A 22,587-nucleotide genomic window follows, 5' to 3' on the forward strand; every position below is an offset into this window, starting at 1 on the left:
CCCATCAGGACATGCGGTACTCATTCGATCGTGAAACGCCGCTCGCAGCAACGCTTCGCTGCCTCACAGGCTTTGGCTACTCGACAGATTTTCAACTCGTCGAACTGACGTTTTCCGGTGTTGTTTCGATCGCCGCGGTCTCGATCACGTGTCTCGGGCAATACGTGTATCCGCAACAACGTGATCCGAAGCGCGCCGCACTCGTGGCGAGCGCTTCAGCCTGATTCCTGAAACTTCCTCTGATGTTGATCCCCTCAAGGCGCTGTGTCCGGATAGGCACAGCGCTTTTTTAATTTGAGTAACACAACGAGCGCATACATCGCGTAAAACCTGATTGCCCGGCATCTGGACAGCGTGCTAAATATATATACCATATGAGAACGCAGTTCCCTTATATGGAACACACTTTAACCTTGTCCGCTTCGTGCCATGTCCACCATCGAAGAATCTACCGCCACGTCTGCAGCGCAAAAAATCGCGTTATGGGACATATTCACAACCTTCGTGCGCATCAGCGTCATGTCGTTCGGCGGTAGCACTGCCGCATGGTCCTATCGCGCCGTGGTGGAGGAGCGCAAATGGCTGGATAACGATGCCTTCGTCGCTGGTATGACCCTCTCGCAAGTCATGCCTGGTGCAAATCCGGTCAATGTCTCGCTTTATGTCGGCCAGCGCCTGCGTGGGCCACTCGGCGCGCTCGTTGGCGCGCTCGGCATGATTTCGCCTGCCCTTGTCGTCGTGCTCGTATTGGCAGTGCTCTATACGCATCTTTCGGGCTATCCGCTCACGCACTTCCTGCTGCTCGGCATTGCCGCTGCCGGTGTTGGCGCGACGTTCTCTATGGGCGCCAAGGTTGCTGTACGCATCGAGCGCAAGCTGCTCCGCTACCTGTTTGCCATCATCGCGTTCGTCGCGGTCGGGGTGCTGCATTGGCCTACCGTGCCTGTCGTGCTCGTACTCGCGCCACTCAGTATCCTTTGCGCCGCTATGGAAAACTAAATGGATAACGTCCTGCTGAGAATTATTCTTCTGTTCGCGCCGCTTTCCGCATTGTCGTTCGGCGGCGGCCAGACCATCATTGCCGATATCCAGATTCAAAGCGTGTCGGTCTACCACTGGCTTTCGGGTCAGGAATTCGCGGACCTGTTTGCTATCTCCCGAGTCTCCCCTGGGCCGACCACCCTCATTTCCGCGCTGATCGGCTGGCATCTGCAAGGCTTTGTAGGCGCGATCGTAGCGACGCTCGCTATGTATATCCCGTCGTCAACGGTATTCGTGACCGTGACGCTGTTCTGGCACAAGAGCGAAGGAACGCGTTGGCGTCGCGCCATTGAGCGCGGGCTGGCACCTGTCGCGGTTGGTCTGATTTTCGCCGGCGCTGTGGCCGTGATGCAATCCATGCACGCGACGGCGCTCGCATGGGCGACAACGGCTATTGCCGCCGGTGTCATCTACTTCACCAAGCTCAATCCGTACATTCTGATGTCAGCCGTGGCGCTAGTTTTCGTGGCCGTGTTCTACATGCCGCTCTGATAGAGCGAAACGGGCAGCGGATGCTGCCCGTTTTCCCGTTGAGTTTCAGAAGTGATGGCGTATGCCCGCCGCGAATAACAATTGGCTGCTCCTGCTCGAAGCCATGATCGAATTGATGACGGCCGATGCTCCAGCCGAAGCACACTGATAGATTGCTTCAATGTAAGTATCAGTGCGCTTCGTCAGTGTGTAATCCGCCTGCAGTGCGCCCTGATTCCAATGCGCGTACGTACCCTTCGTGTACGTGTACATACCGCCAAGCGACAGCGAAGCGCCCGCCTCCCACGTGCCGTTAACCTCGTAGTTATCGAAGGCTACAGCTCGAGCAGCCAGACCCGTTTCCGTGTCGGTTATACCGCCAAAAATCGAGCGCGTCCAGGATGCCGCCAATGTGAATGGACCAAACACCTGGCTCGCACCGATTCCGAAAGTGTTTTGTGTCTGAACTGAAGCATCGAATGTATTGCGATTCGTGGCCGGCAACGTTACTGCATCGTAAGCGCCACCTTCGGTGCCGCCCCGCCCGTCCGCATGTAGCCACGCCGCACCTGCGCTGAAATCGCCGTTGCCGTAATTCGCGCCAATACTGTAGGCACGATTGTCGGCAAACTGCCCCGCTGCATTCGAGAACGCATACATCCCACCAACACTCAGCCCGTCAAACGATGAACTGGTGTATTTAACTGAGTTGCGCGCGAGCCACGAATTATTCGCGTTGTCATTGTCGAATGGATGCGCGAACGCCGTGCCGCCATTGCCACCGGTCAGCGTGAACGGTGCCAGGTAGTCGTGGATAGAATCGTATTGGTGCCCAAGCGTTAGCGCGCCATATTTATCATTCGCGAGGCCTACGTAATACGGATGGTCATTCTGATCGGCGCCTGTGGTGACGCTGAAACCACGTTCGAGATGAAAGGTTGCGTGACTACCGCCGCCCAAGTCCTCAGAACCTTGCATGCCCCAGAAACTGCCATCGATCAGACCTGACGCCAACTGAAATTGATGCCCGCCATCGACATTCTTTACCCAAACGGCGCTCGCATCGATTTCACCGTACAGGGACACGCCGCTTTGAGCCGGCGCATTCGAATCGAACGCGGCAAGCGCTGCCATCAGGCCAAAACGGGCGATTCCACGAGGAAGGCGTTTATCGTTCCGTTTCGCCATCGCGATTACACTTCTATCTCGTCGAAACGCCGCCATTTGTAGACGATTGTGGAGGCCAGCCAGATGAACGCGCACAATCCGATAATCACATAGCCAACGATCCCGAAGTTGTCTCCGATCGCACCGATTTCATCCCAGAACGTGCCGTTCAGATGCAACTTGTCTGCGATCAGCCCGAGTGCTTCTACTCCACCAACGCCGATCGCGACAACCGCCGACACCAACGTAATGGTCATGTTGTAGTAGAGCTTGCGGATCGGCTTCATGAACGCCCAGCCGTACGCGCCGAGCATGAGGATGCTGTCGGTCGCATCAACGAGCGACATTCCTGCCGTGAACAGCGCGGGAAATACCATGATCGACCAGACAGGCACGCCGTGTGACGCCTGAGTAGCCGAAACACTGAGCAAGCCGATTTCGGATGCCGTATCAAAGCCCAGCCCGAATAAAACCCCCAACGGGTACATATGCCAGCCGCGCGTGATCAATCGGAACATCGGTTTGAAAATGCGCGCGAGCAGACCGCGATTGGCAAGCAGCAAATTGAAATCCTCCTCATCGTAGCGCTCGCCCCGGCGCACGCGCTTGAACGTGGCGACCACGGATTTCAGCACGATGAGATTGATTGCGGCGATCACGAACAGGAAACCGGCCGATACCAGCGTGCCGATCACCCCGCCGATTTCCTGAAACGCCTCGAAGCGATGTTGCAACGTTAAGGCGGTAGCTGCAATCGCAGCGGTTGCAGCGATGACGATGGTCGAATGACCCAGCGAGAACATGAAACCCACCGTCACAGGCCGCTGCCCCTCCTGCATGAGCTTGCGCGTCGCGTTGTCAATGGCGGCGATATGGTCGGCGTCCACTGCGTGACGCAGGCCAAAGCTGTAGGCCAGAAAGGCAGTACCGAGCAGCACCGGCTGGCCGTGAAACGCGATGAACGCCCACGCCCATGCGCCGAGATTGAATACGGCCAGGAGCACGTACATCGCAGCAATACGGCCTCGAATATTCGGGCCGGCATCGTTGAACAGGAACCTCAGGAATCGAATCATTCACGTCTCCACCGAAAGATCGCCATGCGCAGATCTCGCATCGCTCATACTTATTCAGAATTTCCTCATACTACCGATCACGCAGGCGTATTCCATATAGGAGAACATTAAATCTTTATATGGAACGCATTGAGGGAATAATGAGGGCTATGCTATGGTGGTGTCAAGACGCAATTCCCCGCGAAATGGGTAGCCGACATGGAACGCATCACGATTACGATTGATGGTTTTCTGCTCGCGACGCTTGATGACATGATGAAGCGGCGCGCCTACAGCAGCCGCTCAGAGGCGCTGCGTGACATCCTGCGCGCCCATCGTTCAAAGGAATTGTTGGCTGACGCTCACGCGCAATGTGTCGGCACGTTGACGATAGTGTTCGAGCACGGCGTACGTGAACTCGCGCAGCGGCTGTCGGATGCGTATCACGAACAGCACGCGCTGATCGTTAGCAGCAGTCGCATCTATCTTGACCACGACAATTGCCTGGAAGCGATCGTGTTACGCGGTGAAGTGGATACGATTCAGCAGTTCGCATGGTCGCTTGCGTCACAGCGTGGCGTGCGCAATAGCAATTTGCATCTGATGCCGCTGATCGAAGAGAGTGCGCCGTCACACGAACATTTGCACGTCTGACGGCGTGTGTAGCTTTAGCAGTTAGTCGTGGCTGCTCGAGTGACCATGCGTCTGATCCGCATGGTGGTGATGTCCATGATCAGCAGCGTGACTATGGTCATGATCGTGATGATGGTGATGGCCGTGCGCGTGTGCATGATCGTGTTGGTGCTTGCCTGCGGTTACGTGGTGCTGATGACGATGTACGGTGCCATCCTCGTGCGTATGCCATTCGGACGTATCGGATTTACCGTGCAGACTCGGGTCTTCGCTGAACACCAGCGATTTGACGGTGACAGGAACGGTGCGTGACGGCATACGGATGCGGCCCAGATCCACATAATCGAGCCCTCGCAGCGAAACACCATCGATCACGAAAAGATCATTTCCGTCCAGTGTTTCGCGCAGCAAGTTGCCGAGCGAATTGGCAATGTCACCGTCGGCGATGACGTATAGCGGCTTGCCGGCAGCGATGGTCAACGGATTTCCGTCAATCAGCCCGCGCGCGAGTGCAGCCAGACGCGAATATTCCGGCGGCCCCGCCCAGCGCACCACGATTGCCACGTCCTGATCACCCTCTTTCAGGTCGTAACGCTGAAAGCTCTTGCGCAGCGACTCAACGACCGCAACCGGGTCGATCACTTGGGGCATGCGTTCTTCGATCGGCACGACCTGCATATTCTTGCGCGGCAGCAGATTGCGCGGATTCGAAATGAAAGTGGTGTTGCCGCTCAACTGGATGCTGTATTCGGAAGCGCCGAGAACGGTCGCGCGAATGCACTCTATGGCTGGCAACAGCGGCCAGGGCACTTGATTTGCGAGCAAGCGTCGACGCACCGCAGAGCCGAAAAATTTCCCGAGGTCGAGGAAGTCGCGCGATTCACGCTCGTACACATATTCGCCCACACCACCCGAGAAGATCAGACCATCCAGCTTGCCCAAATCAGCAATCGGATCGGTCAAGAACAATGAATTCAAATCATCCGCGGTGAAGCGCTCGCTCAGTACACGCACAAGCGTCTGTGCCATCCAGTCGGCAACCTGTGCGAGCTGCTCGCGCGTCGTCTGACTGCCGATTTCCCAAGCGAATCCTGCTGCCCGTGCGTGTTCCTTGCCTGCGGGGTCGAGGCGCGTGATGCGCCCTCCCTGGTCAGTCACAATTAAACGGCCACCCAGGTGAACTGCAGCCGTGCCGATCACGTTGCCGGAGTCCACCAGACCCAGCTTGGTCGTGCCGCCGCCGATATCGACGTTCAGCACGCGCTTTTTATGCTCGTCGGAATATTTTGCGGCGCCCGAACCATACACAGCCAGCATTGCTTCCATGTGATGCCCGGCAGTCGCGCAGACGAATTCGCCGCCCTGTTCCGCGAGCATATCTGCAATGCCTTCACTGTTCTCCCGACGTAACGCTTCACCGGTCAGGATCACCGCACCTGTATCGATGTCATCCGGACGGAGATTGGCTTCCTTGTAGGCCGCAGCAACGATGCGTTCGAGCCCTTGAGTATCCATCTGCGTTTCACTCAGATACGGCGTGAGCGAAATCGGGCTCTGGTAGATCGGTTCGCGCCCCACGATGATGTAACGGCTTGAGAGCTCCTCAGCGATGCGCCGCATGTGGATACGCGAGAAGACAAGTTGCGTACCCGACGAACCGATGTCGATACCTACGCTGTTGAGAACGACGTTATCGAGCAGCCACACGGCTTCCTGATTCGTTTCGGACTCTGGAAAATCGTGGTCGTGATCATGATCAGCATCGTCACCGTGCTCATGGTCAGGATCGTAACCGTACAGGTGATCGTCAAGCGAATGAACGGTTGCATCGTTCGGCATCAAGCGTCTCCGGTTTGTATCGCGTATGTGCAGCGATCATACCGTAGCTCACGCAGCGATAGTGGCTCAAAAATGGAACGACCATCCACATATAAGAATCGTTTCCGTCGAAATACTGCGGTCGATCACCGGTTGCACAGGAAGGAAAGCAACCGGAGTCAATAAAACTGCCCACCCTAGGGCTAACCCGCCCCCTCCATACCTTGACAAAAATCAACCAGGCGCGCCCAATACGACTGCCGACCTGCATATAGAAACGCCGTTCTGCATATAGGAACACACGAAATGAAGTTACGTGAGGAGAGAGTTGGTGGAGCTTCAACTTGATGTCACCAATACACCGCCCCGATTCTGGAAGCGGCACGATTCAAAATGGCTGGTGGTCGGCACCGCAATTCTCATCGTCGCGGTACTGGCGCTGATCCCGCTTTGCTTCCTGCTTTGGCAGAGTTTCATGACGCCGCAGGGTGCAGATACGCCTTCGGTATTTACCCTCGACAATTACCGGATTGCGTTCGGTAGCGCCGACTCCTGGTCGGCTTTCGCCAATTCGGTGGAATTCGCCATTGGTGCCGCACTCGTTTCGTTCGTTATCGGTTCGGGTCTTGCCTGGATCAACGAGCGTACCAATACCCCTTTACGCCAATTCTTTTCGGTCGTGACGGTCGTTCCGCTCATCAATCCGGCGATCCTCTTCACGATTGCCTGGATTCTGCTTGCCAGTCCAAAAATCGGCGTGCTGAACGTAGCGCTGATGCACTGGTTTGGTCTTTCGCATCCGCCGTTCAACATCTACAGCATGGGCGGAATGATCTGGATTGACGGATTGCAATATTCCCCCATGGCTTTCCTGCTGATGTCGGCAGCGTTTCGTGGCATGGACCCGTCGCTCGAAGAATCCGCCATCATGAGCGGCGCTGGAGTGCTCAAGACAACTTTCAGCATCACATTTCGCCTTGCTGTGCCTGCAATTGTCTCGACGGTACTGATCCTCTTCGTGCGGGCCGTCGAATCGTTCGAGGTGCCTGCACTGATCGGCCTGCCGGTAAAAATTCAGGTGCTCACGTCATCAATTTACGAGGCATTGCAGCAATATCCGACGCCGACTGGGCTGGCCGCTTCTTATTCAACCATCCTGCTGCTCATCACTTCGGTCGGCATCTTTATCCAGAGCCGCTTGCTTGCCAAAGGCGGCAGATTCACGACGGTCACCGGCAAAGCGTTCCGTGCACGCGCAATCGACCTCGGACCCTGGCGCTATCTCACCGCGGCAATCTTTGTGCTGTACGCGCTTGTGATTGTGGTGCTGCCTCTGCTTGTACTGCTGTGGTCGTCTTTCCAGAAGTTTTATGCGCCGCCGTCTATGGAAGCTCTGCGGCATCTGACGCTTGATTCGTACCGCTACATCTTCCGCTATCCGGAACTGAAAGAAGCCGTCGGTAACAGTTTGCTTCTCGGGTTTTCGTGCGCAACGGGTGTGATGCTGCTTTCCGCAATCGTGTGCTGGATCGTGATCAAAACGAAGATTCAGGGCCGTTGGCTGCTTGATAACCTTGCCTCGCTTCCGATGGTGTTTCCGGGTCTGGTGTTGGGTCTGGCATTCATGATCTTCTTCCTGAACGTGAACATCGGAATCTACGGCACGTTGTGGATTCTCCTGATCGCATACGTCACACGATTCATGCCCTACGGCATGCGTTATACCCAAACCTCGATGGTTCAGTTGTCCAAGGAACTGGAAGAGTCTGCGGAAATGTGTGGTTCCGGCTGGGGCACGACGTTCTTTCGTATCGTTTTGCCGCTGATTAAACCGGGGTTGATGGGCGGCTGGATTTACGTGTTCATCGTATCGATTCGTGAACTGTCCGCTTCGATCCTACTGTACAGCCCCGGTAGCGAAACGATTTCCGTCGTGGTGTGGGAGCTATGGCAAAACGGGCAATACGTCGAACTGTCGGCATTGAGCGTCATGTTCGTGATTGGTCTGCTCGCGCTCGTATCGTTCGCGCAGTGGGTGGGCAGCAAATTCGGCGTGAAATCGGTCTGAATTCCCGTTACAGAAATTATTGAGACGACAATGCTGAATATTCAGAATCTAAACACCGTGTATCTCGACAGTCATGGCGTGAAAGTCGCGGGCATTGAAAATGTAAGTTTCGAGGTTCCTGAAGGCAAACTATTCACGCTGCTTGGCCCGAGCGGGTGCGGTAAATCCACTACCCTGCGCTCGATCGCGGGTCTTGAAAAACCCGACGGCGGCAAAATCACGGCGAACGGCGTGACCGTCTTCGATGCTGATCGCAAGACCTTCGTGCCGCCGAACAAACGTCAGTTTGGCATGGTATTCCAGTCGTACGCCATCTGGCCGCACATGACCGTGTTCAAGAATTGCAGCTTTCCGCTTGAAGTCGGCACGAAGAAATTGACGAAGCGGCAGATTGCCGACAAGGTAATGCGCGCCCTCACCGCAGTCGGCCTCGATCATGCAGCAGATCGTGATGCAACGAAGATGTCCGGCGGTCAGCAGCAGCGCCTGGCACTCGCCCGCGCGATCGTGATGGAGCCGAAATTGCTCTTGCTCGACGAGCCGCTGTCGAATCTCGACGCAAAGCTGCGCGACAAGATGCGTTTCGAACTCAAGCGTCTGCAACGTGAGCTGAAAGTCACGACGATCTACGTGACGCACGACCAGGAAGAAGCCCTCGCGATGTCGCATGAAATCGCGATCATGAAGGACGGCCACATCATCCAGAAGGCGCGCCCTCGCGACATCTACGAACAGCCGGCCAACCGGTTTGTGGCGGATTTCATCGGCACGACGAGCTTTGTCGATGGCACTGTCCGAAATACGGATGGTCAGAAGTTGACCGTTGATTCGGCCATCGGTCCGATCACGGTGGACCACAGTGAGGGCATGAATGTTGGTGCAAAAGCCGTAGTGTCGTTGCGCCCGGAGAACCTGGAAATCTTCGATAGCAAACCGACGATCGAGCACGGCAATGTGTTCGAAGGTACCGTCTATTCCAAAGTATTCCTTGGTGAAACGCTTGATTTGCAGGTCAAAGTCGGTGAACAGATTTTGCTCGCCCGTGCGCATCCGTCGCATCGCGAGCCGGTTGGCGCGAAGATCTGGGTCACGATTGATCCAGCCCGCTGTATCGCGTTGAACCCGCAGTAAATTCGCTGTATCAACAAGGAGGCACTATGGCTGAAACAAACATCGACACGAACGCGATGTATGAGGAAGATCAGCGCGCTGAAGAATCGCATCACAGCGCCGCTGGTAATGTGAAGAATCGCGTATTCGTGCGTGGCATCGAAGGCGCGTACAACCTGAATACAGAACTGGAGCGTCTGCGTTCCGTTCCGCGCGTGCGTAAAGGCAAAGAAGTCAAGTTCAGCAAGGGACCGCAAACCTTCAGCCGCCACTATGTGCAGCCGAAGAACGGCATCACGCAGACGTTCCACATCCATCTGGAAGAATACGCGCCGGGCGGTCATTCGCAGAAGCATGGCCACGTGAACGAAGCGGCGTTCTACATCCTCGACGGCATCGGTTACGAAGTGCACGACGGCATCCGCTACGACTGGGAGGCCGGTGACATCGCGATTGTCCACAACAATTGCGTGCACCAGCACTTCAACCGCAGCCTGGACAAGCCTGCACGTGCGCTCGTCATCAAGACGAAGCCGATGTTCATGTTCATGAACATGCTGTTTCAAAAGACCGTTGAGCCTCGGCCTGACGAGCCGTCGCCGACCGGTGCCGGTTTCGTCGCACGTATGGAAGAAACTGATTTCAATCATCCGGAAGGAGGCTACTGATCATGGCATGGACTGAATCCGGAAACTGGCTTGCAGGCGAAGAGAATCGCACGCTTTACAAGGACCTGCTGGAAAACGCTGAACAGGCCTCGGAACGTAACGCCAAGCGCGCAAAGATCGTGCGGCCTGAGAACATGCCGTGGGAAATGTCTCGTCAAGGCCTGCTCAAGCACCTGCTGAACGAAGGCATGAACACGCGCATGGAGACGGTCGACGCCTACATGCAGATCATTCCGCCAGGCAGCAAGTCGGGCAAGCACCGTCACCTGGCAGAAGAGTGCCTGTACGTGCTCGAAGGTCGTGGCTATGACCTGCACCAGGACTACGATGTCGAAATCGTCGATCAGTACGCGTGGAAACCGGTCGGGGAAGTCAAGCGCTTCGAATGGGAAGCTGGCGACGTGATCTACATTCCGCCCGGTACCGCACACCAGCACTTCAACGCAGATCCGGATCGCCCGGTGCGCCTGATTTCTGCTATCAACCGCATTTTCTGGAAGAGCGGTCTCAACGATCTGCAGCAACTCGAAGACGCGCCGGAATACGATCCGGCCGTGACGCTCACGGCCGAGAAGATTCGCGAATACCTGAAGAACACGGCAACCGTCTAAGGAGTGCCCGAATCAGTTAGCTTGCCAGTCTGCGGGCTATCTTGTCGTGTACGAAACAAGCATTGAATGGAGAAGTAAATGAGCAAGAACGCAGTTGTTTCCGAGGACATGGCGAAGAAATTCGCTACCGAGAAGGAAACGGCCTATACGCGCTGGATCGCTCAGCAAGGGCTGGACATCATCGACGGTCACTACATTCAGGACCTGCGTACGGTCGATCTGAAAGATTGGGCGCGTCGTGGTGGCAAGGGCGTCTACATCAATCACGAAGCGTCGCGCACGTCGAACGACTGCTACGTCTGCGAGATTCCGCCGGGCAAATCGCTCGCACGGCAGCGCCAGTTGTTTGAAGAAATGATCTATGTCCTGAGCGGCCGGGGATCGACGACTGTTCGCAACGAAGCAGGCGCGGAAGTCACATTCGAGTGGCAAGCCGGTGCCCTCTTCGCCATCCCGCTGAACTGCTGGCACACGCACTACAACACGTCTGGCAAGGACGCCGCGCGTTTCGTCGCGGTCACGAACGGCCCTCCCACGATCAACGCGCTCGAAGACATCGATTTCATTTTCGGCACCGCGTACGATTTCAAGAACCGTTTCAACGGCGAGCCCGACTATTTCGCTAACGGCGGCGAACAGAAAGGTCTGCTGATGGACACGAATTTCGTCGCCGACGCCGTGAACCTGCCGCTGGTCAGCGCAGCTGAACGTGGTGCCGGCGGCGGTCATATCCGCTTCAATATGGCGCGCGGTTCGCAGAACAGCCACATTTCGCAGTTCCCTACCTCGACGTACAAGAAAGCGCACTCGCACGGTCCTGGCGCGCACGTCATCATCATGAGCGGTTCAGGCTACTCGATGATGTGGCGTGAAGGCGAAGAACCGAAGCGTTACGACTGGCAAGCCGGTTCGCTGATCACGCCGGCCAACGGCGAGTTCCACCAGCACTTCAACACGAACCCGAATCCTTCGCGTTACCTCGCCCTCAAGCACGAAGTCGTATCGCAGCGCAATTCGCAAGGCGTGCCAAAGGCGTGGATTTCGCGTCGCATCGGCGGCTGCCAGATCGACTACGCGGACGAAAGTCCGGTTATTCGTTCGACGTTCTCCTCGGAACTGGAAAAGATCGGCCTCGCGATGCAGATGGATGGCGCGTACGCGAAGGAACTGGAAACGCTGCCGGCGCTTGCAAACCCGATTGGTGAATCTCTGCCGTTGAACGGTTAAATCCGCACGGCTGAAAGGCTGGGTATGTCATTTGACGTACCCGGCTATAACAAACACTTCGGAGAGAGGTGATGAACAAGATTTTCCGCCTTGCAGCAACTGCTGGACTGCTCAGTGCGACGCTGACGTTCATGGGTTCTAGTCCGGCTTTCGCGGCTGGTTATGTATCGAGCGAACCTGTCGCACAATACAGCGGCGCAGATCGCATGCAAAAACTGGTCGCCGGGGCGAAGGAGGAAGGCAAACTGACGGTGTACTCCTCCCTGCCGCCTGATGATTTCGATCCGGTCATCAGGGCGTTCGAGCAGAAATACGGCGTACACGTGACTGTTTGGCGCGCGAGCGCTTCCGGCATTCTGCAACGCGCCATTTCGGAGGGCCGTGCCGGTCGCCACGAAGCCGACGTGTTCGAAACCAACGGCCCGCAGCTGGAAGCGATGTATCGCGAAAAGCTGTTGCAGCCGATCAGTTCGCCGGTTCTGAAATCGCTGATTCCCGCTGCAATTCAGGACAACAACGCGTGGACCGCGACGCGCCTGAACGTGTTCACCGTCGCGTACAACACGAACCTGATCAAAAAGGCCGATCTTCCGAAGACGTACAAGGATCTGCTCGATCCGAAGTGGAAAGGCAAGCTCGGCGTGGAAGGCCAGGACTCGCTGCCATGGTTCGCGGAAACGGTGCACAATCTCGGCGGCCAACCGGGTATCGACCTGTTCAAGCAGATCGTTGCCAAAAATGGCGTGTCGGTGCGTCGCGGCCATACGCTCGTAGCGAATCTGGTCGCCTCGGGCGACGTGCCGATGGCCTTCGGCATCTACAACTACAAGGTCCAGTCCATGAAGGAAGCCGGTGCACCTATCGACTGGTTTTCAATCGGACCGGCTATCACCCAGCCGAACGGTGTCGGCGTCGCGCACATGCTCAGGCATCCGAATGCAGCGGTCCTGTTCTATGACTTCCTCCTCACCGATGGTCAGGCCATGTATGCGGCACACGATATGGCTGTGACGAACACGACGGTCAAGCGCAAGCTGCCGGACGTGGCAATGCAGATCATTTCGAACAAGGACATCATCGACAACCAGGCAAAAAGCCAGGCGTTGTTCGATAGCGTTTTCAACGGCACGTAATAAGGAATGCCGGGGCAGGAAGTGTCGCCGCCTGTCTGATCCTCGGCTCAAAATACAGCAGTTCTGTTTTGAGGCGACACGTTAGCGCTTTGAAGTCGAGAGCGGCATCCGGTCAACGCCGCATCACATATCGAATGCAGTGCCGTAGTCATTCCAGCGCCGGTACAAATAGCATTTCTTTATTAGTTGTGCGATTTGTTCAGGCAGACTACGGCGAGTTTGCATGCAAGGAACAGCCGGATATAGATCGGTTGTCATTTAAAGTCAGGATTGGAGACATATGAAAACAAAATTGCTTCCGCTGATAGTTTTCCCTGCCCTCGCCAGCGTTGCACACGCTCAAAGCTCCGTGACGCTGTACGGCATCATCAACGAAGGGATCAACTACATCAACAATCAGAGTGGCGGCTCGGTCATCGGTATGGTCAAAGGCCAAACCAATGGTAGTCGCTGGGGTCTGCGTGGCACCGAGGACCTTGGCGGCGGCATGAAGGCGATATTCGATCTGGAGAACGGGTTCGACGCATCGGCGGGCACGCTTTCGCAAGGTGGACGCCTGTTCGGCCGGTCCGCGTGGATGGGTCTGCAAACGCAGTATGGCCGCCTTACTATGGGCCGACAATACGACGCGATGCATGATGATATTGGCGAGCGCCTGGCAGCAACCGGTATCTGGGCGTGGGTCGGGAGCCACCAGGGCGATTTCGATAACCTGAACGCAAATTTCCGGTGGGACAATTCGATTCGCTATATCTCGCCAAAGTTCGCGGGTTTCAAATTCGATGGGGTGTTCGCGCTGGGCGGGGCGCCGGGTAACTTTGCCATAAATCGCCGGTACCAACTGGCTATGAGCTACGATTCGGGTCCTATCCTCGGCGCGATTGCGTACGAGAATATCAACGACCCTGCTGTGTCGGTCTACGACAGCACGGTAGATCCCACTGATCGGACTTTCAAGTCACCGGGCAAATCGCCTTCATTCAGTGGCTTTCAGTCTGCGAATAACCAGTCGATTTTCGGGGCGGGTATCGGCTACCGGTTCGGTACTGGCGGTCAGGTCAGTTTAGTCTACACGCGCACGGTCTTTAGTGACATGCTGAGGACCTCCACGACTCCAAATACGGGGTCGGCTACGCTCAGCAGCTATGAAGGCAACATTCGTTATCGCATCGTGCCGACGTTGATGGTCGCCGCTGCTTACGACTATACGACAGTGCGTGCGCCCGGCAGGGCGGCACACTACAGCCAGGTCAATTTTGGTCCGGATTACTTCCTTTCCAAGGCCACTGATATCCAGCTTAGCGGGATCTGGCAGCACGCTACAGGTATCGATTCGACCGGCAAGGCGGCGGTCGCGACAATCGGATCTCTCGGTGCCTCGACCACACCGACCCAGATCGCAGTGAAACTCGTGCTGCGGCATCGCTTCTAGGCAGCGGCGCGGGGGTTCGCATCAAGAGCGCCCCCGCCTTTTGAACGAAATCTGATGAACGCAACTCTTCACCCAGGCACCTTCAAGGCTGCGGTTGCAGTTGGACCGTCTCGCACGGAAATCCAGGCGTTCGATCAAACCGCTATTACGTCCTCGACCGGATTGCTGTGCGTCGCCATCACGGGTGTATATGGCAGCGATGGTCCGTACAGCAGGACGCTGCCACAAAGCCGTGGCCCGCTGATTCTCGGGCGTGAGACGGCCGGTCATATCGAGGAAGCCGGCGAGCTGGCAAAGGCACGATCGGGCCTCAAAGAAGGTGACTACGCAGCGCTCGAAGAGTATGTACGCCGCGGTCACCGCGAATATCGTCTGTCGAACGAATTTCGCCTGTGCGACAGGACCGCGTACGCCCCCCTCTTTCTGGGGCGATTTCAATCATTACTAGTGTCTGCAGTTGAACACCGGACTTCACTGGGTGCCGTCCAGCGTCGCACCAAAATGCGCAGCATCGCCGTACCTCCGGGCAACGGCATCGAATGGGCTTATCTGCGATGAGTACGCCCACATTCGCTCGCGATAAACCGGACTTCGCCTTGCACCTTGCAGGGCGAAGGTGTGGACGGTGCAGTTCACATGACGATCAATCAGCGGAAGTAAGCTATGCCTGATTACCAGACCCCATCCGAAGTTCGTTACAGAATTCAGACTCCGAATTCCTCGCCGCGGCGCGTTCGCGTGATCGCGTTGACGGATAACGATCCGGAAGTCGCAAAGTGCCGCACCTATACCAGTGTGGAATTTTCGATGGCGAGCGATTTCGCCGCACTTTTGCAGCGCCTGGATGCGCACGCTGGCCTGAACCCTGATGCGCTAAACGGATGGCTCGGTACGCCCGATACCGTCGTGATTTCGGGCCGTGAAGGTGACGATGCTCGAGCGATTGCGGTCGCAGCGAAGACATATCGCATGAATGGCGTCAGCGTGTCCGTCGTAATCAGCCCCTCCGAGAAGAAATCTGGCGGCACAGCCGAGATGCTGCGTCCTTACAGTACGATGATGGTTCTTCCGACGAACGCCGGTTATCTTGACGATCTGCTTTCTGCACTTGGCGCGTAGCAAGGAGAATATTTTGAAACGCGATATCAATCGATGGTGGACGGTATTCGGCGGTGCGGTCTGTCTTTCTGTCGGTGCAGGTGTGTTGTCGGCATTCATGTTCGGGATGTTTATCAAACCGATCGCTGCGGAGAATCACTGGAGCCGCGCACAGGTTTCGCTCGGCTTGACTGTCTTCGAATTTTCGATGGGACCGGGAACGATCCTTCTCGGATCGCTCATCGACAAAATGGGTGTGCGACGTCCTACCCTGCTATTTCTGATTCTGTTTGCGGCGTCCACAGCGCTCGTGGGCGTGTTGCCGGCGTCTCCATGGGTATTCGCACTGGCATTCCTTGCGGTCGGTCTGTTCGCGCCGAGCACGAACGCGCTGCCCTATGCGAAAGTAATCTGTGCGCGCTTCGATCGTCAGCGCGGTCTGGCGCTGGGTTTGATGGTCGGCGGTACGGCAGTAGGCGCGATGGTCATGCCGCACTATGCGGGTTACCTGCTGATGCACTTCGGATGGCGTGCCGGCTATTTTGGCGTCGCTGCGTCGATGGTCGTTTTTTCCGTTCCCGCGCTCTACTTCCTCGTCAAAATGCCGCCAGGCGTCGACGAAGAGCTTGTGCGTAAAACGCGTGAAGCGAGAAGCGAACTACCATCGCTCTGGGCACTTTTCCTCAACGATCGCACGTTCCGTCTGCTGGGACTTTCGATCTTCTGTGTCTCCGGTGTGCTGCTTGCGTTGCTTTCGCAGTTCGTACCGATGATGACCGATCGAGGCGAATCGGTAACGGCTGCTGCAACGATGCTGTCGATCGCTGGTTCTACATCGGCGGTAGGCCGTCTGTTCGCTGGCTGGTTGATGGATCGGGTTCACGCACCCTATTGTGCTGCGATGTCGTTCGCACTGACGCTTATCGGTGTGCTCATTCTCGCATCGGGTGCAACCTCTTACACCGCAATGATTGCCGCTGGACTGGTCGGCATTTCGATCGGCGCGGAAGCAGACATCATTACGTTCATCGTAAGCCGCTACTTTGACCTGCGCCTGTTTGGACGCGTCAGCGGTGCGATGTGGATGGCGTGGGGATGGGGCGCCGGCATCATGATCTTCGCATCCGGGCTATCGTTCGACCTCACACACTCCTACCGGATCGCCCTCTGGACGTTTTCTGGTTTTGTTTCGATCGCCGTGGTCTCCATCATGCGTCTCGGGCCATACGTGTATCCCGAACAACGAGACCCGAAGCGTGCCGCACTCATGGCGGGCGCCTCAGCCTGATTCGCCGGGGCTTCTTCTGGTGTCGATCGGGGTGCCTTTGGTCCTCTTTTTTTAACCGGATAAACGGGACGTTAAGAGTCGCCGACACAAGTCGTCCAAAAAGCGCGAACAGATAACGGCAGTTGCCGCGGAAAGCAACGCGGGATGAATCTCGAGACGACGTTCGACGCTCGTAGCCAGTGCGCGTCATGAGTACACCGGCATGCGCGCCTGACTCTTCGTGATGTCCCGCAAAGTTTTTGTATGGCGGCAATGCGCTATTGAACAATCGGGGCTATTTCTGGAGGAATTCTTCTTTCCATCAATACTCCAGCTATCTGCCTGAACAAGCATATGCGAATACCGGCGCGCCTGTTGCGCCCGATATCGGTGCAATGGCCTGGTGATGGCGATGTACAAAACGCCATGGTACGGCGTCGGTGTTTTCGTATGACCAGGCGCGCGGCGTCACTCAAGCAATCGCGTAACCGTTTCCTGCATGGTCAGCTCAGGTCGTTCTTTTGCCGCTCAAGGACTGCCTTCGCTTGCTCCAGATTCTCCGGATAGCTGTCTTCAGCCACACCGGGGTTGTAGCCCGCTGCTTCCAGTTGTTCGAGTTCCTTGATCACCTGGGCGCGCGTGATGGAGTCGGCTGCATGCGACACCATTGGAACGAGGATGAAAGCAGCGAAAAAAGCATTGAACAGGGGTTTCATGGTCCTACCTCTGAGGTGTGAACGTCGGACTTCTCAACTCAGTCTACAAACATTATATGCGGTCATGGGGAAATTACTAATTTACACATAGTGGGATTTATAAGCTTTCAATTGACGTGAGTTGTTTCCGAACTCGAGGAAAGGAATTAGCGTTGTCAAATCGGAAAACCTGGGAATGAGTGAATTATTAAAGCAATCGAAATACGCTGTGCTTTCCGGCGAACGTTTGGTCTCGCTTAAATGTTGTCGATTCTGACTTCCGATTCGGTGGAAAGCCAGGCCGAAGTGGGCGTCAGGATCGCGATGTAAACAAAGAATCATCGTTGGCGTGTCCCCGTCTCTCTTGGATTAGGCATACGCCGCAATGCACCGGGTACATTGATCAAAGCAGGCGAGTAACCGAGCACGATTTGTGTGAATCAGTGATGCACGAGCATGCGTAAACTACAGGCCTGAATGCTTCCATATTCGGGGCGTCTTATTTCAAGCATGGAGACAGGATGATTACCCGACGTACCATATTGAAAGCCAGTTTGAGCCTCGCATCGAGCGCGGCATTCGTTCCGATCCATGCCAGATCGGCCGAGGGAATTTCGCCTAATCTTGCACTGGCCGACTATACCGGATCGGATCGCGCAGCCCGGATTCTCGCCGCAGCAAAAAAAGAAGGGCAAGTGAATTTCTACACCACGATCGCAAAATCGGACCTTGAACCGTTATTCGGTCCATTTGAGCAAAAATACAGTGTCAAGGTGAACATCTGGCGCGCAGGGGATGAGCAAGTCGTGCAACGCGCCGTTTCAGAAGCGAGAGCCCGTCGTTATATGCCCGATAGCGTGCATGTCGGCTCTTCATTCCTGGATAATCTGCGGCGAGAGAACCTGTTACAGCCCGTTGCATCGCCTATGTTCGCAGACCTTATTCCGGGATCGGTGCCGGAACATCGCATGTGGGCGTCTACTCTGCTGTCTGTTTGGGTTCAGTCTTACAATACGAATGCCATAAAGAAAGAAGAGTTGCCCTCTTCCTTTAGCGATCTGCTATTGCCTAAATGGAAGGGCAAACTCGGCCTCGAGTCGAAGAGCTCCGACTGGTTTGCGACCGTTTGTCAGCAGATGAGTACCGAAAAAGGCATCGCATTCTTCAAGGAATTGATTGCCACTAATGGCGTATCTGTTCGCAACGGTAACTCATTGCTGAACAATATGGTTGCCTCAGGCGAAGTACCGCTTGCGCTTGAGACGTACAACTATATGCCGATGCAGGCGAAGCGCAAACATGCGCCTATCGACTGGTTCCTGTTGCAGCCCGCGGTGGCGCGAGCGAATGGCGTTGCTCTGTTCAAACATGCACCGCATCCGGCCGCGGGCCTGTTGCTTTACGATTACATGCTCTCAATGGATGCGCAAAAAATTCTGGCGAATATGGACTATGTTCCGACGCATCGGAATATCCCGTCCCCTTTCCAGAATAGCCGCATAACGCCTGTCGATCCTGCGATGTCAGCAGCCGAGCGCAATAAATGGAATGACCTCTTTAACCATCTGTTTCTAGGTTAGAGTTCACATTCCTTAAACAAAAAAACCTGCCCTGATTCAGGGTAGGTTTTTCACTTTTCGCCCGATTGCGTCTTGTTGCTGGATTGCGACACACCGGCGGTATCCGAACCGTACGCGGTGCGAGTTTCGTTCTGTTGCGCCACGATAGTCTGGGCGTGCTTCAGGTTGTGGGGGTAGTCGCCGTTATCGGCAGGGTTGTAGCCTGCTTCTTCCAGTTGAATTAATTCCGCGCGTACCTGCGCGCGCGTAAGCGACTCGGTAGCATGCGACAGCACCGGCGCGATAAGGACGACTGCGAAGGCCATATTGATGAGCGATTTCATATGAGATTTCTATAGTGGTTCGTGGATGGCGCACCGGGCACCCCGTGAAAATCATTATACGGGTTTTTACCTAAGGGGTGTTGCCTATTTGGAAAGCCGTTCCCATATAAGGAACGCCAACGGTGAGCCTGCAGTCCTACAGGGCTCGTAAAGATCGTTGCGAGCGGCCTCAAGCTTGCGACGTGTGAAAAAATCTTGCCTGAATGAGTCGGGACGCCAAGCTGACCTGTCGCCCTCGTCGCACACAGGATGGCGCGGGACGATTCGAGTAGCTGGTTGAGGCCTGCGATCCGTGTGAAGCCGATGCCTGCACGATTGATGGCATAGCGGTCTCCGATTTTATGCGACTCCTCACTTCCCAAGGCGGGCTGCCCCGCGCTTCATGGGATTCCATCATCGCCGGCGTCATTCTCTCGCCGACCATTTATCTTGTCCTCAGCGTGCTCGGCGCGGCGATTGGTACATCTGCCCTCGCCCCCCCTTTCTCGCCCTAATCCGCTCCAGGGATTTGGTTTCGGCTCCAGAGCCTATCTGGTCGTGACGACGGTCATCGCAGATTTTATCGGCTCCTACTTCGCGGGCCGTTGCGCTCCCGTACTCGGCTGGCTTCATGGCCTTCTGGCGTGGGCGGTCATGATTCTCATGGTGGTCTATGGCGCGGCGTCCCTGGTGGGGACAACGGTGAGTGCCACCGGCAGCGTCGCATCGAACGGCGCAACAGTCGGCGCCGCGGCGAATCCGCTGGCGGAGGCGGCGCGATGGCAGGCTCGCTGACGCAACGGATACTAGACGCAATTGCTTCGGCCACCGCTGAAGCGTCGGGGCCGCAGGCCGAAGCCGACGCACCTCAGGCAGCCGATACGTCGGCACGCGCCGTAGCGCGAGCTTCATGGTTTCCGTTCGCAGGAACTAGGCGGGCCCGGTTCATGCGCTTTAACTGGCACGCTATATAAACGCCGACCTTTGCACCCCCGTGCATCGCATGCTTTACGGTTTCGGTTGAACAATTTTCTCGCGTGGAAAGCGCGCAATCATTTGAGGATCAGAAAATGGAAACGACGAACGGAGATAGAACGGTGGCTGAGGTTGCAAGCGATGTGCAGACAGCAGGGAAGGATTTGCTCGACACCGCGGGTGAGCAAATCGGCGGAACCGCAAAGGAATTGAGTGGCAAAGCGCGGCAACTCTGTGCAGATTTTACGGACGTCGTGCGCGAATCGACCATGGAGAAGCCACTTGCGGCGCTTGCGATCGCCGCCGGCATCGGCTTTATTTTCGGGGCGTTGCATGCATCAAGTCGCTCTGTTGCCAACAACAACAGCGGCAACTGGAGAGAGCGGGATTGTCGTGGCTGACGTCTCGGCTTGAACGAGATCAAACCGTTCGTTATGCACCCGATTGCAAGGCTACCTTGGTGCTTTCGAAACGTGCCTGCTCCGAGGAGTTCGTAATGTCCGTGCGCTCAAAAATCACGAAGTGGCGAAACGTCAGCGCATTCTGCGTCGAGCGAGCTACCGATTACGGTGAACTGCTCGGGATTGAACTTAAGGAAACCCGGCAACGTCTGGTACGCGAACTAAGCGCGCTCGTAGTCTTGGCCGTGGCGGGCCTCTTCACGCTGTCGTTCGTGTGTATCGCGGTCATCGCGACTGCCTGGGGCACCGCTTATTTCCTGCAAGTGGTGTGGGGAGTTGCAGGAATGTGGCTTGCGGCGTCCGTCGCCGCTCTGCTCATCGTTCGCTCGCAGAAGCCCGGACGATCGCTGCAGATCCTCCAGACTGAGATTCGGAGCGATCTCGATACTCTTAGGGAAGCCCTCAAATGAAGCGCGCAATCAGCAACAAAGAACAGGAGACCGCGATTCTGACGCGAATGGCAGACTCTCGCGCGGCGCTGGTCGAAGCGAACAGGACGCCCCAGCCACTCTCCGGCTCACGCGATCGAAACCGGCATCCTGCCGCCGGCATATTGGCCTCGCTAGCCGATGCGCCACATGTCACGTTGGTCCTCGCTTTGAGCGTTGCCGCCATAGCATTCGGACCTCGGCGCCTGGTTGGCATTGCCGCCCGATCAGGGATCACGGCCTGGCTAGGCAGGATCATTCACCAAGCAATACTCAAGGCCGCCTGAGCATCGCCGCGACTGGTCGCCAACGCCGACCATTCGGGGCGATGCTCCCCCTCAGTTCGCCGAAAAGAATCTGCGACACCGCAAGATAACCCGCTTTTTCAGGATTCCAAGCATGCCCCGTTCCGATACAGGCTCCAACTCTCCCCATCTCGACGACGGCGAGCAGAAACAGGCAGCACAACACGCCTCTCCTCGCGCCTTGGTGATCCACGAGGTCGTCAGAGAAGAAGGTGAGGCCGCCATGGCCCGAACGGCAGGGGCCCTTGTTATGTCCGCACTGGCGGCGGGACTGTCGATGGGATTTTCTTTCCTGACACAGGCGGTCATTGAAAGCTCTTTGCCCGACACCTCGTGGCGCTTCCTCGTCACGTCTTTCGGTTACACAGTCGGCTTTGTCATCGTCATTCTCGGCAAACAGCAGCTATTCACCGAAAGCACGCTGAGTGCCGTACTGCCGGTCCTTACGCGTCGCGACCTGAAAACCGTCGCGAAAACCGCCCGGCTTTGGATACTCGTGCTGTCGGCGAATATTGGCGGCACGCTGATATTCGCTGCGATGCTGCAGATTCCGGGCGTATTTTCCGACAATGTCGTCAAGGCGCTGGGTGCACTGGCAACGCAGCCGTATTCTGGCAGCTTTCTGGTGACGGTCGTTCGCGCGGTATTTGCCGGCTGGCTCATTGCGCTGATGGTCTGGTTACTGCCCAGTGCGCGCTCGGCCCGGCTCGTGACAATTCTATTGATCACCTATGTGGTAGCGATCAGCAAGCTTTCACATATCATTGCCGGCTCTGTTGAAGCGAGCTACGGTGTAATGACCGGCGCGGCAAGTATTCAGGATTATCTGCGTGGATTTTTTGCGCCTACCTTGCTTGGCAATATGATCGGCGGCATCTCGCTGGTGGCAATCATTAACCATGGCTCCATAGCGGCGGAGATAACAGCGTCGGAACCGCAGCGCCAAAGCGAACCGGCTGCGATCGGAGAGCGGTAAAACGCGTGAACCCAATCGACACGGGCCGAATGTGCGCGGCCAATGTTCGAATTCGCCGTAATTGTG

The 22,587-nt window shown here is 56.3% G+C and carries 24 protein-coding genes; 19 read left to right on the top strand and 5 right to left on the bottom strand.

Annotated elements, in window-relative coordinates:
• Positions 1–11: 11 nt before the first annotated feature.
• The 3 genes from B0G75_RS36065 to B0G75_RS36075 all read left to right on the top strand — a co-directional run bounded on the left by B0G75_RS36065 (position 12) and on the right by B0G75_RS36075 (position 1,533).
• On the top strand, positions 12–224 hold the full coding sequence (locus tag B0G75_RS36065; protein ID WP_106314506.1) for a hypothetical protein: 213 nt from the start codon (positions 12–14) through the stop codon (positions 222–224).
• A gap of 205 nt (positions 225–429) precedes the next feature.
• Positions 430–999, top strand: a complete 570-nt coding sequence (locus tag B0G75_RS36070) for a chromate transporter (RefSeq protein ID WP_106314507.1) — start codon at positions 430–432, stop codon at positions 997–999.
• Positions 1,000–1,533: a chromate transporter gene (locus B0G75_RS36075; protein ID WP_106314508.1), complete on the top strand. Its 534-nt coding sequence runs from the start codon at positions 1,000–1,002 to the stop codon at positions 1,531–1,533.
• 45 nt (positions 1,534–1,578) lie between these two features.
• Here the strand turns inward: B0G75_RS36075 and B0G75_RS36080 are convergent, their stop codons facing one another.
• Together B0G75_RS36080 and B0G75_RS36085 are read right to left on the bottom strand one after the other, a co-directional pair.
• Positions 1,579–2,700, bottom strand: a complete 1,122-nt coding sequence (locus tag B0G75_RS36080) for a porin (protein WP_106314509.1) — start codon at positions 2,698–2,700, stop codon at positions 1,579–1,581.
• 5 nt (positions 2,701–2,705) lie between these two features.
• Positions 2,706–3,755, bottom strand: a complete 1,050-nt coding sequence (locus tag B0G75_RS36085; RefSeq protein ID WP_106314510.1) for a HoxN/HupN/NixA family nickel/cobalt transporter — start codon at positions 3,753–3,755, stop codon at positions 2,706–2,708.
• A 198-nt stretch (positions 3,756–3,953) separates the two neighbouring features.
• Here B0G75_RS36085 and nikR point away from each other — a divergent pair, with 198 nt between their 5' ends.
• A complete protein-coding gene (gene nikR / locus B0G75_RS36090; protein ID WP_106314511.1) occupies positions 3,954–4,388 on the top strand; it encodes a nickel-responsive transcriptional regulator NikR in 435 nt (144 codons plus the stop codon).
• Between the two features lie 21 nt (positions 4,389–4,409).
• On the opposite strand, the gene B0G75_RS36095 is transcribed toward nikR, so the two are convergent.
• On the bottom strand, positions 4,410–6,206 hold the full coding sequence (locus B0G75_RS36095; protein ID WP_106314512.1) for an ethanolamine ammonia-lyase reactivating factor EutA: 1,797 nt from the start codon (positions 6,204–6,206) through the stop codon (positions 4,410–4,412).
• Between the two features lie 310 nt (positions 6,207–6,516).
• Between B0G75_RS36095 and B0G75_RS36100 the strand changes: the two genes are divergently transcribed.
• The 10 genes from B0G75_RS36100 (at position 6,517) to B0G75_RS36145 (ending at position 16,820) form a co-directional block, all read left to right on the top strand.
• A complete protein-coding gene (locus B0G75_RS36100; RefSeq protein ID WP_258194874.1) occupies positions 6,517–8,253 on the top strand; it encodes an iron ABC transporter permease in 1,737 nt (578 codons plus the stop codon).
• Between the two features lie 78 nt (positions 8,254–8,331).
• Complete coding sequence (locus tag B0G75_RS36105; RefSeq protein WP_258194875.1) at positions 8,332–9,384, top strand: ABC transporter ATP-binding protein; 1,053 nt, start codon at positions 8,332–8,334, stop codon at positions 9,382–9,384.
• A 26-nt stretch (positions 9,385–9,410) separates the two neighbouring features.
• Positions 9,411–10,031 (top strand): cupin domain-containing protein, encoded by a 621-nt coding sequence (locus tag B0G75_RS36110; RefSeq protein ID WP_246290676.1) that lies wholly within the window; start codon positions 9,411–9,413, stop codon positions 10,029–10,031.
• 2 nt (positions 10,032–10,033) lie between these two features.
• Entirely contained in the window at positions 10,034–10,642 is a 609-nt protein-coding gene (locus B0G75_RS36115) for a cupin domain-containing protein (RefSeq protein WP_106314514.1), read from the top strand.
• Between the two features lie 78 nt (positions 10,643–10,720).
• Positions 10,721–11,869 (top strand): cupin domain-containing protein, encoded by a 1,149-nt coding sequence (locus B0G75_RS36120; protein WP_106314515.1) that lies wholly within the window; start codon positions 10,721–10,723, stop codon positions 11,867–11,869.
• 71 nt (positions 11,870–11,940) lie between these two features.
• Complete coding sequence (locus B0G75_RS36125; RefSeq protein WP_219908316.1) at positions 11,941–13,002, top strand: ABC transporter substrate-binding protein; 1,062 nt, start codon at positions 11,941–11,943, stop codon at positions 13,000–13,002.
• A 280-nt stretch (positions 13,003–13,282) separates the two neighbouring features.
• The gene (locus B0G75_RS36130; RefSeq protein ID WP_106314516.1) at positions 13,283–14,434 is read left to right on the top strand and encodes a porin; all 1,152 of its coding nucleotides are present in this window, start codon (positions 13,283–13,285) and stop codon (positions 14,432–14,434) included.
• Positions 14,435–14,488: 54 nt separating this feature from the next.
• A complete protein-coding gene (locus B0G75_RS36135) occupies positions 14,489–14,992 on the top strand; it encodes an alcohol dehydrogenase catalytic domain-containing protein (protein ID WP_258194876.1) in 504 nt (167 codons plus the stop codon).
• Between the two features lie 105 nt (positions 14,993–15,097).
• Positions 15,098–15,553, top strand: coding sequence for a hypothetical protein (locus B0G75_RS36140; RefSeq protein ID WP_106314517.1), 456 nt, complete (start codon positions 15,098–15,100; stop codon positions 15,551–15,553).
• Positions 15,554–15,566: 13 nt separating this feature from the next.
• Positions 15,567–16,820: an MFS transporter gene (locus B0G75_RS36145; RefSeq protein ID WP_106314518.1), complete on the top strand. Its 1,254-nt coding sequence runs from the start codon at positions 15,567–15,569 to the stop codon at positions 16,818–16,820.
• Positions 16,821–17,302: 482 nt separating this feature from the next.
• Here the strand turns inward: B0G75_RS36145 and B0G75_RS36150 are convergent, their stop codons facing one another.
• Positions 17,303–17,515 (bottom strand): DUF4148 domain-containing protein, encoded by a 213-nt coding sequence (locus B0G75_RS36150; protein WP_106314519.1) that lies wholly within the window; start codon positions 17,513–17,515, stop codon positions 17,303–17,305.
• A gap of 500 nt (positions 17,516–18,015) precedes the next feature.
• On the opposite strand from B0G75_RS36150, the gene B0G75_RS36155 reads away from it, so the two are divergent.
• Positions 18,016–19,074 (top strand): ABC transporter substrate-binding protein, encoded by a 1,059-nt coding sequence (locus tag B0G75_RS36155; RefSeq protein ID WP_106314520.1) that lies wholly within the window; start codon positions 18,016–18,018, stop codon positions 19,072–19,074.
• A gap of 50 nt (positions 19,075–19,124) precedes the next feature.
• Here B0G75_RS36155 and B0G75_RS36160 read toward each other — a convergent pair whose 3' ends face one another.
• Positions 19,125–19,397, bottom strand: coding sequence for a DUF4148 domain-containing protein (locus B0G75_RS36160; RefSeq protein ID WP_106314521.1), 273 nt, complete (start codon positions 19,395–19,397; stop codon positions 19,125–19,127).
• A 537-nt stretch (positions 19,398–19,934) separates the two neighbouring features.
• Here B0G75_RS36160 and B0G75_RS41895 point away from each other — a divergent pair.
• The 4 genes from B0G75_RS41895 (at position 19,935) to B0G75_RS36185 (ending at position 22,521) form a co-directional block, all read left to right on the top strand.
• Positions 19,935–20,171: a hypothetical protein gene (locus B0G75_RS41895; protein WP_308705948.1), complete on the top strand. Its 237-nt coding sequence runs from the start codon at positions 19,935–19,937 to the stop codon at positions 20,169–20,171.
• Positions 20,172–20,446: 275 nt separating this feature from the next.
• Positions 20,447–20,752, top strand: a complete 306-nt coding sequence (locus B0G75_RS36170; protein WP_106314522.1) for a CsbD family protein — start codon at positions 20,447–20,449, stop codon at positions 20,750–20,752.
• A gap of 95 nt (positions 20,753–20,847) precedes the next feature.
• Positions 20,848–21,222, top strand: coding sequence for a phage holin family protein (locus B0G75_RS36175; RefSeq protein ID WP_106314523.1), 375 nt, complete (start codon positions 20,848–20,850; stop codon positions 21,220–21,222).
• 417 nt (positions 21,223–21,639) lie between these two features.
• Positions 21,640–22,521, top strand: coding sequence for a formate/nitrite transporter family protein (locus tag B0G75_RS36185; protein WP_106314524.1), 882 nt, complete (start codon positions 21,640–21,642; stop codon positions 22,519–22,521).
• Positions 22,522–22,587: the final 66 nt, after the last annotated feature.

This window comes from Paraburkholderia sp. BL18I3N2 (assembly GCF_003001875.1).
GTDB classification, from domain to species: domain Bacteria; phylum Pseudomonadota; class Gammaproteobacteria; order Burkholderiales; family Burkholderiaceae; genus Paraburkholderia; species Paraburkholderia phytofirmans.

Bases quoted from the DNA above. Each gene is read 5' to 3' on its own strand.
- B0G75_RS36065 (WP_106314506.1), top strand. From the start codon at position 12: ATGCGGTACTCATTCGATCGTGAAACGCCGCTCGCAGCAACGCTTCGC.
- B0G75_RS36070 (WP_106314507.1), top strand. From the start codon at position 430: ATGTCCACCATCGAAGAATCTACCGCCACGTCTGCAGCGCAAAAAATC.
- B0G75_RS36075 (WP_106314508.1), top strand. From the start codon at position 1,000: ATGGATAACGTCCTGCTGAGAATTATTCTTCTGTTCGCGCCGCTTTCC.
- B0G75_RS36080 (WP_106314509.1), bottom strand. From the start codon at position 2,700: ATGGCGAAACGGAACGATAAACGCCTTCCTCGTGGAATCGCCCGTTTT.
- B0G75_RS36085 (WP_106314510.1), bottom strand. From the start codon at position 3,755: ATGATTCGATTCCTGAGGTTCCTGTTCAACGATGCCGGCCCGAATATT.
- nikR (WP_106314511.1), top strand. From the start codon at position 3,954: ATGGAACGCATCACGATTACGATTGATGGTTTTCTGCTCGCGACGCTT.
- B0G75_RS36095 (WP_106314512.1), bottom strand. From the start codon at position 6,206: ATGCCGAACGATGCAACCGTTCATTCGCTTGACGATCACCTGTACGGT.
- B0G75_RS36110 (WP_246290676.1), top strand. From the start codon at position 9,411: ATGGCTGAAACAAACATCGACACGAACGCGATGTATGAGGAAGATCAG.
- B0G75_RS36115 (WP_106314514.1), top strand. From the start codon at position 10,034: ATGGCATGGACTGAATCCGGAAACTGGCTTGCAGGCGAAGAGAATCGC.
- B0G75_RS36120 (WP_106314515.1), top strand. From the start codon at position 10,721: ATGAGCAAGAACGCAGTTGTTTCCGAGGACATGGCGAAGAAATTCGCT.
- B0G75_RS36125 (WP_219908316.1), top strand. From the start codon at position 11,941: ATGAACAAGATTTTCCGCCTTGCAGCAACTGCTGGACTGCTCAGTGCG.
- B0G75_RS36130 (WP_106314516.1), top strand. From the start codon at position 13,283: ATGAAAACAAAATTGCTTCCGCTGATAGTTTTCCCTGCCCTCGCCAGC.
- B0G75_RS36135 (WP_258194876.1), top strand. From the start codon at position 14,489: ATGAACGCAACTCTTCACCCAGGCACCTTCAAGGCTGCGGTTGCAGTT.
- B0G75_RS36140 (WP_106314517.1), top strand. From the start codon at position 15,098: ATGCCTGATTACCAGACCCCATCCGAAGTTCGTTACAGAATTCAGACT.
- B0G75_RS36150 (WP_106314519.1), bottom strand. From the start codon at position 17,515: ATGAAACCCCTGTTCAATGCTTTTTTCGCTGCTTTCATCCTCGTTCCA.
- B0G75_RS36155 (WP_106314520.1), top strand. From the start codon at position 18,016: ATGATTACCCGACGTACCATATTGAAAGCCAGTTTGAGCCTCGCATCG.
- B0G75_RS36160 (WP_106314521.1), bottom strand. From the start codon at position 19,397: ATGAAATCGCTCATCAATATGGCCTTCGCAGTCGTCCTTATCGCGCCG.
- B0G75_RS36170 (WP_106314522.1), top strand. From the start codon at position 20,447: ATGGAAACGACGAACGGAGATAGAACGGTGGCTGAGGTTGCAAGCGAT.
- B0G75_RS36175 (WP_106314523.1), top strand. From the start codon at position 20,848: ATGTCCGTGCGCTCAAAAATCACGAAGTGGCGAAACGTCAGCGCATTC.
- B0G75_RS36185 (WP_106314524.1), top strand. From the start codon at position 21,640: ATGCCCCGTTCCGATACAGGCTCCAACTCTCCCCATCTCGACGACGGC.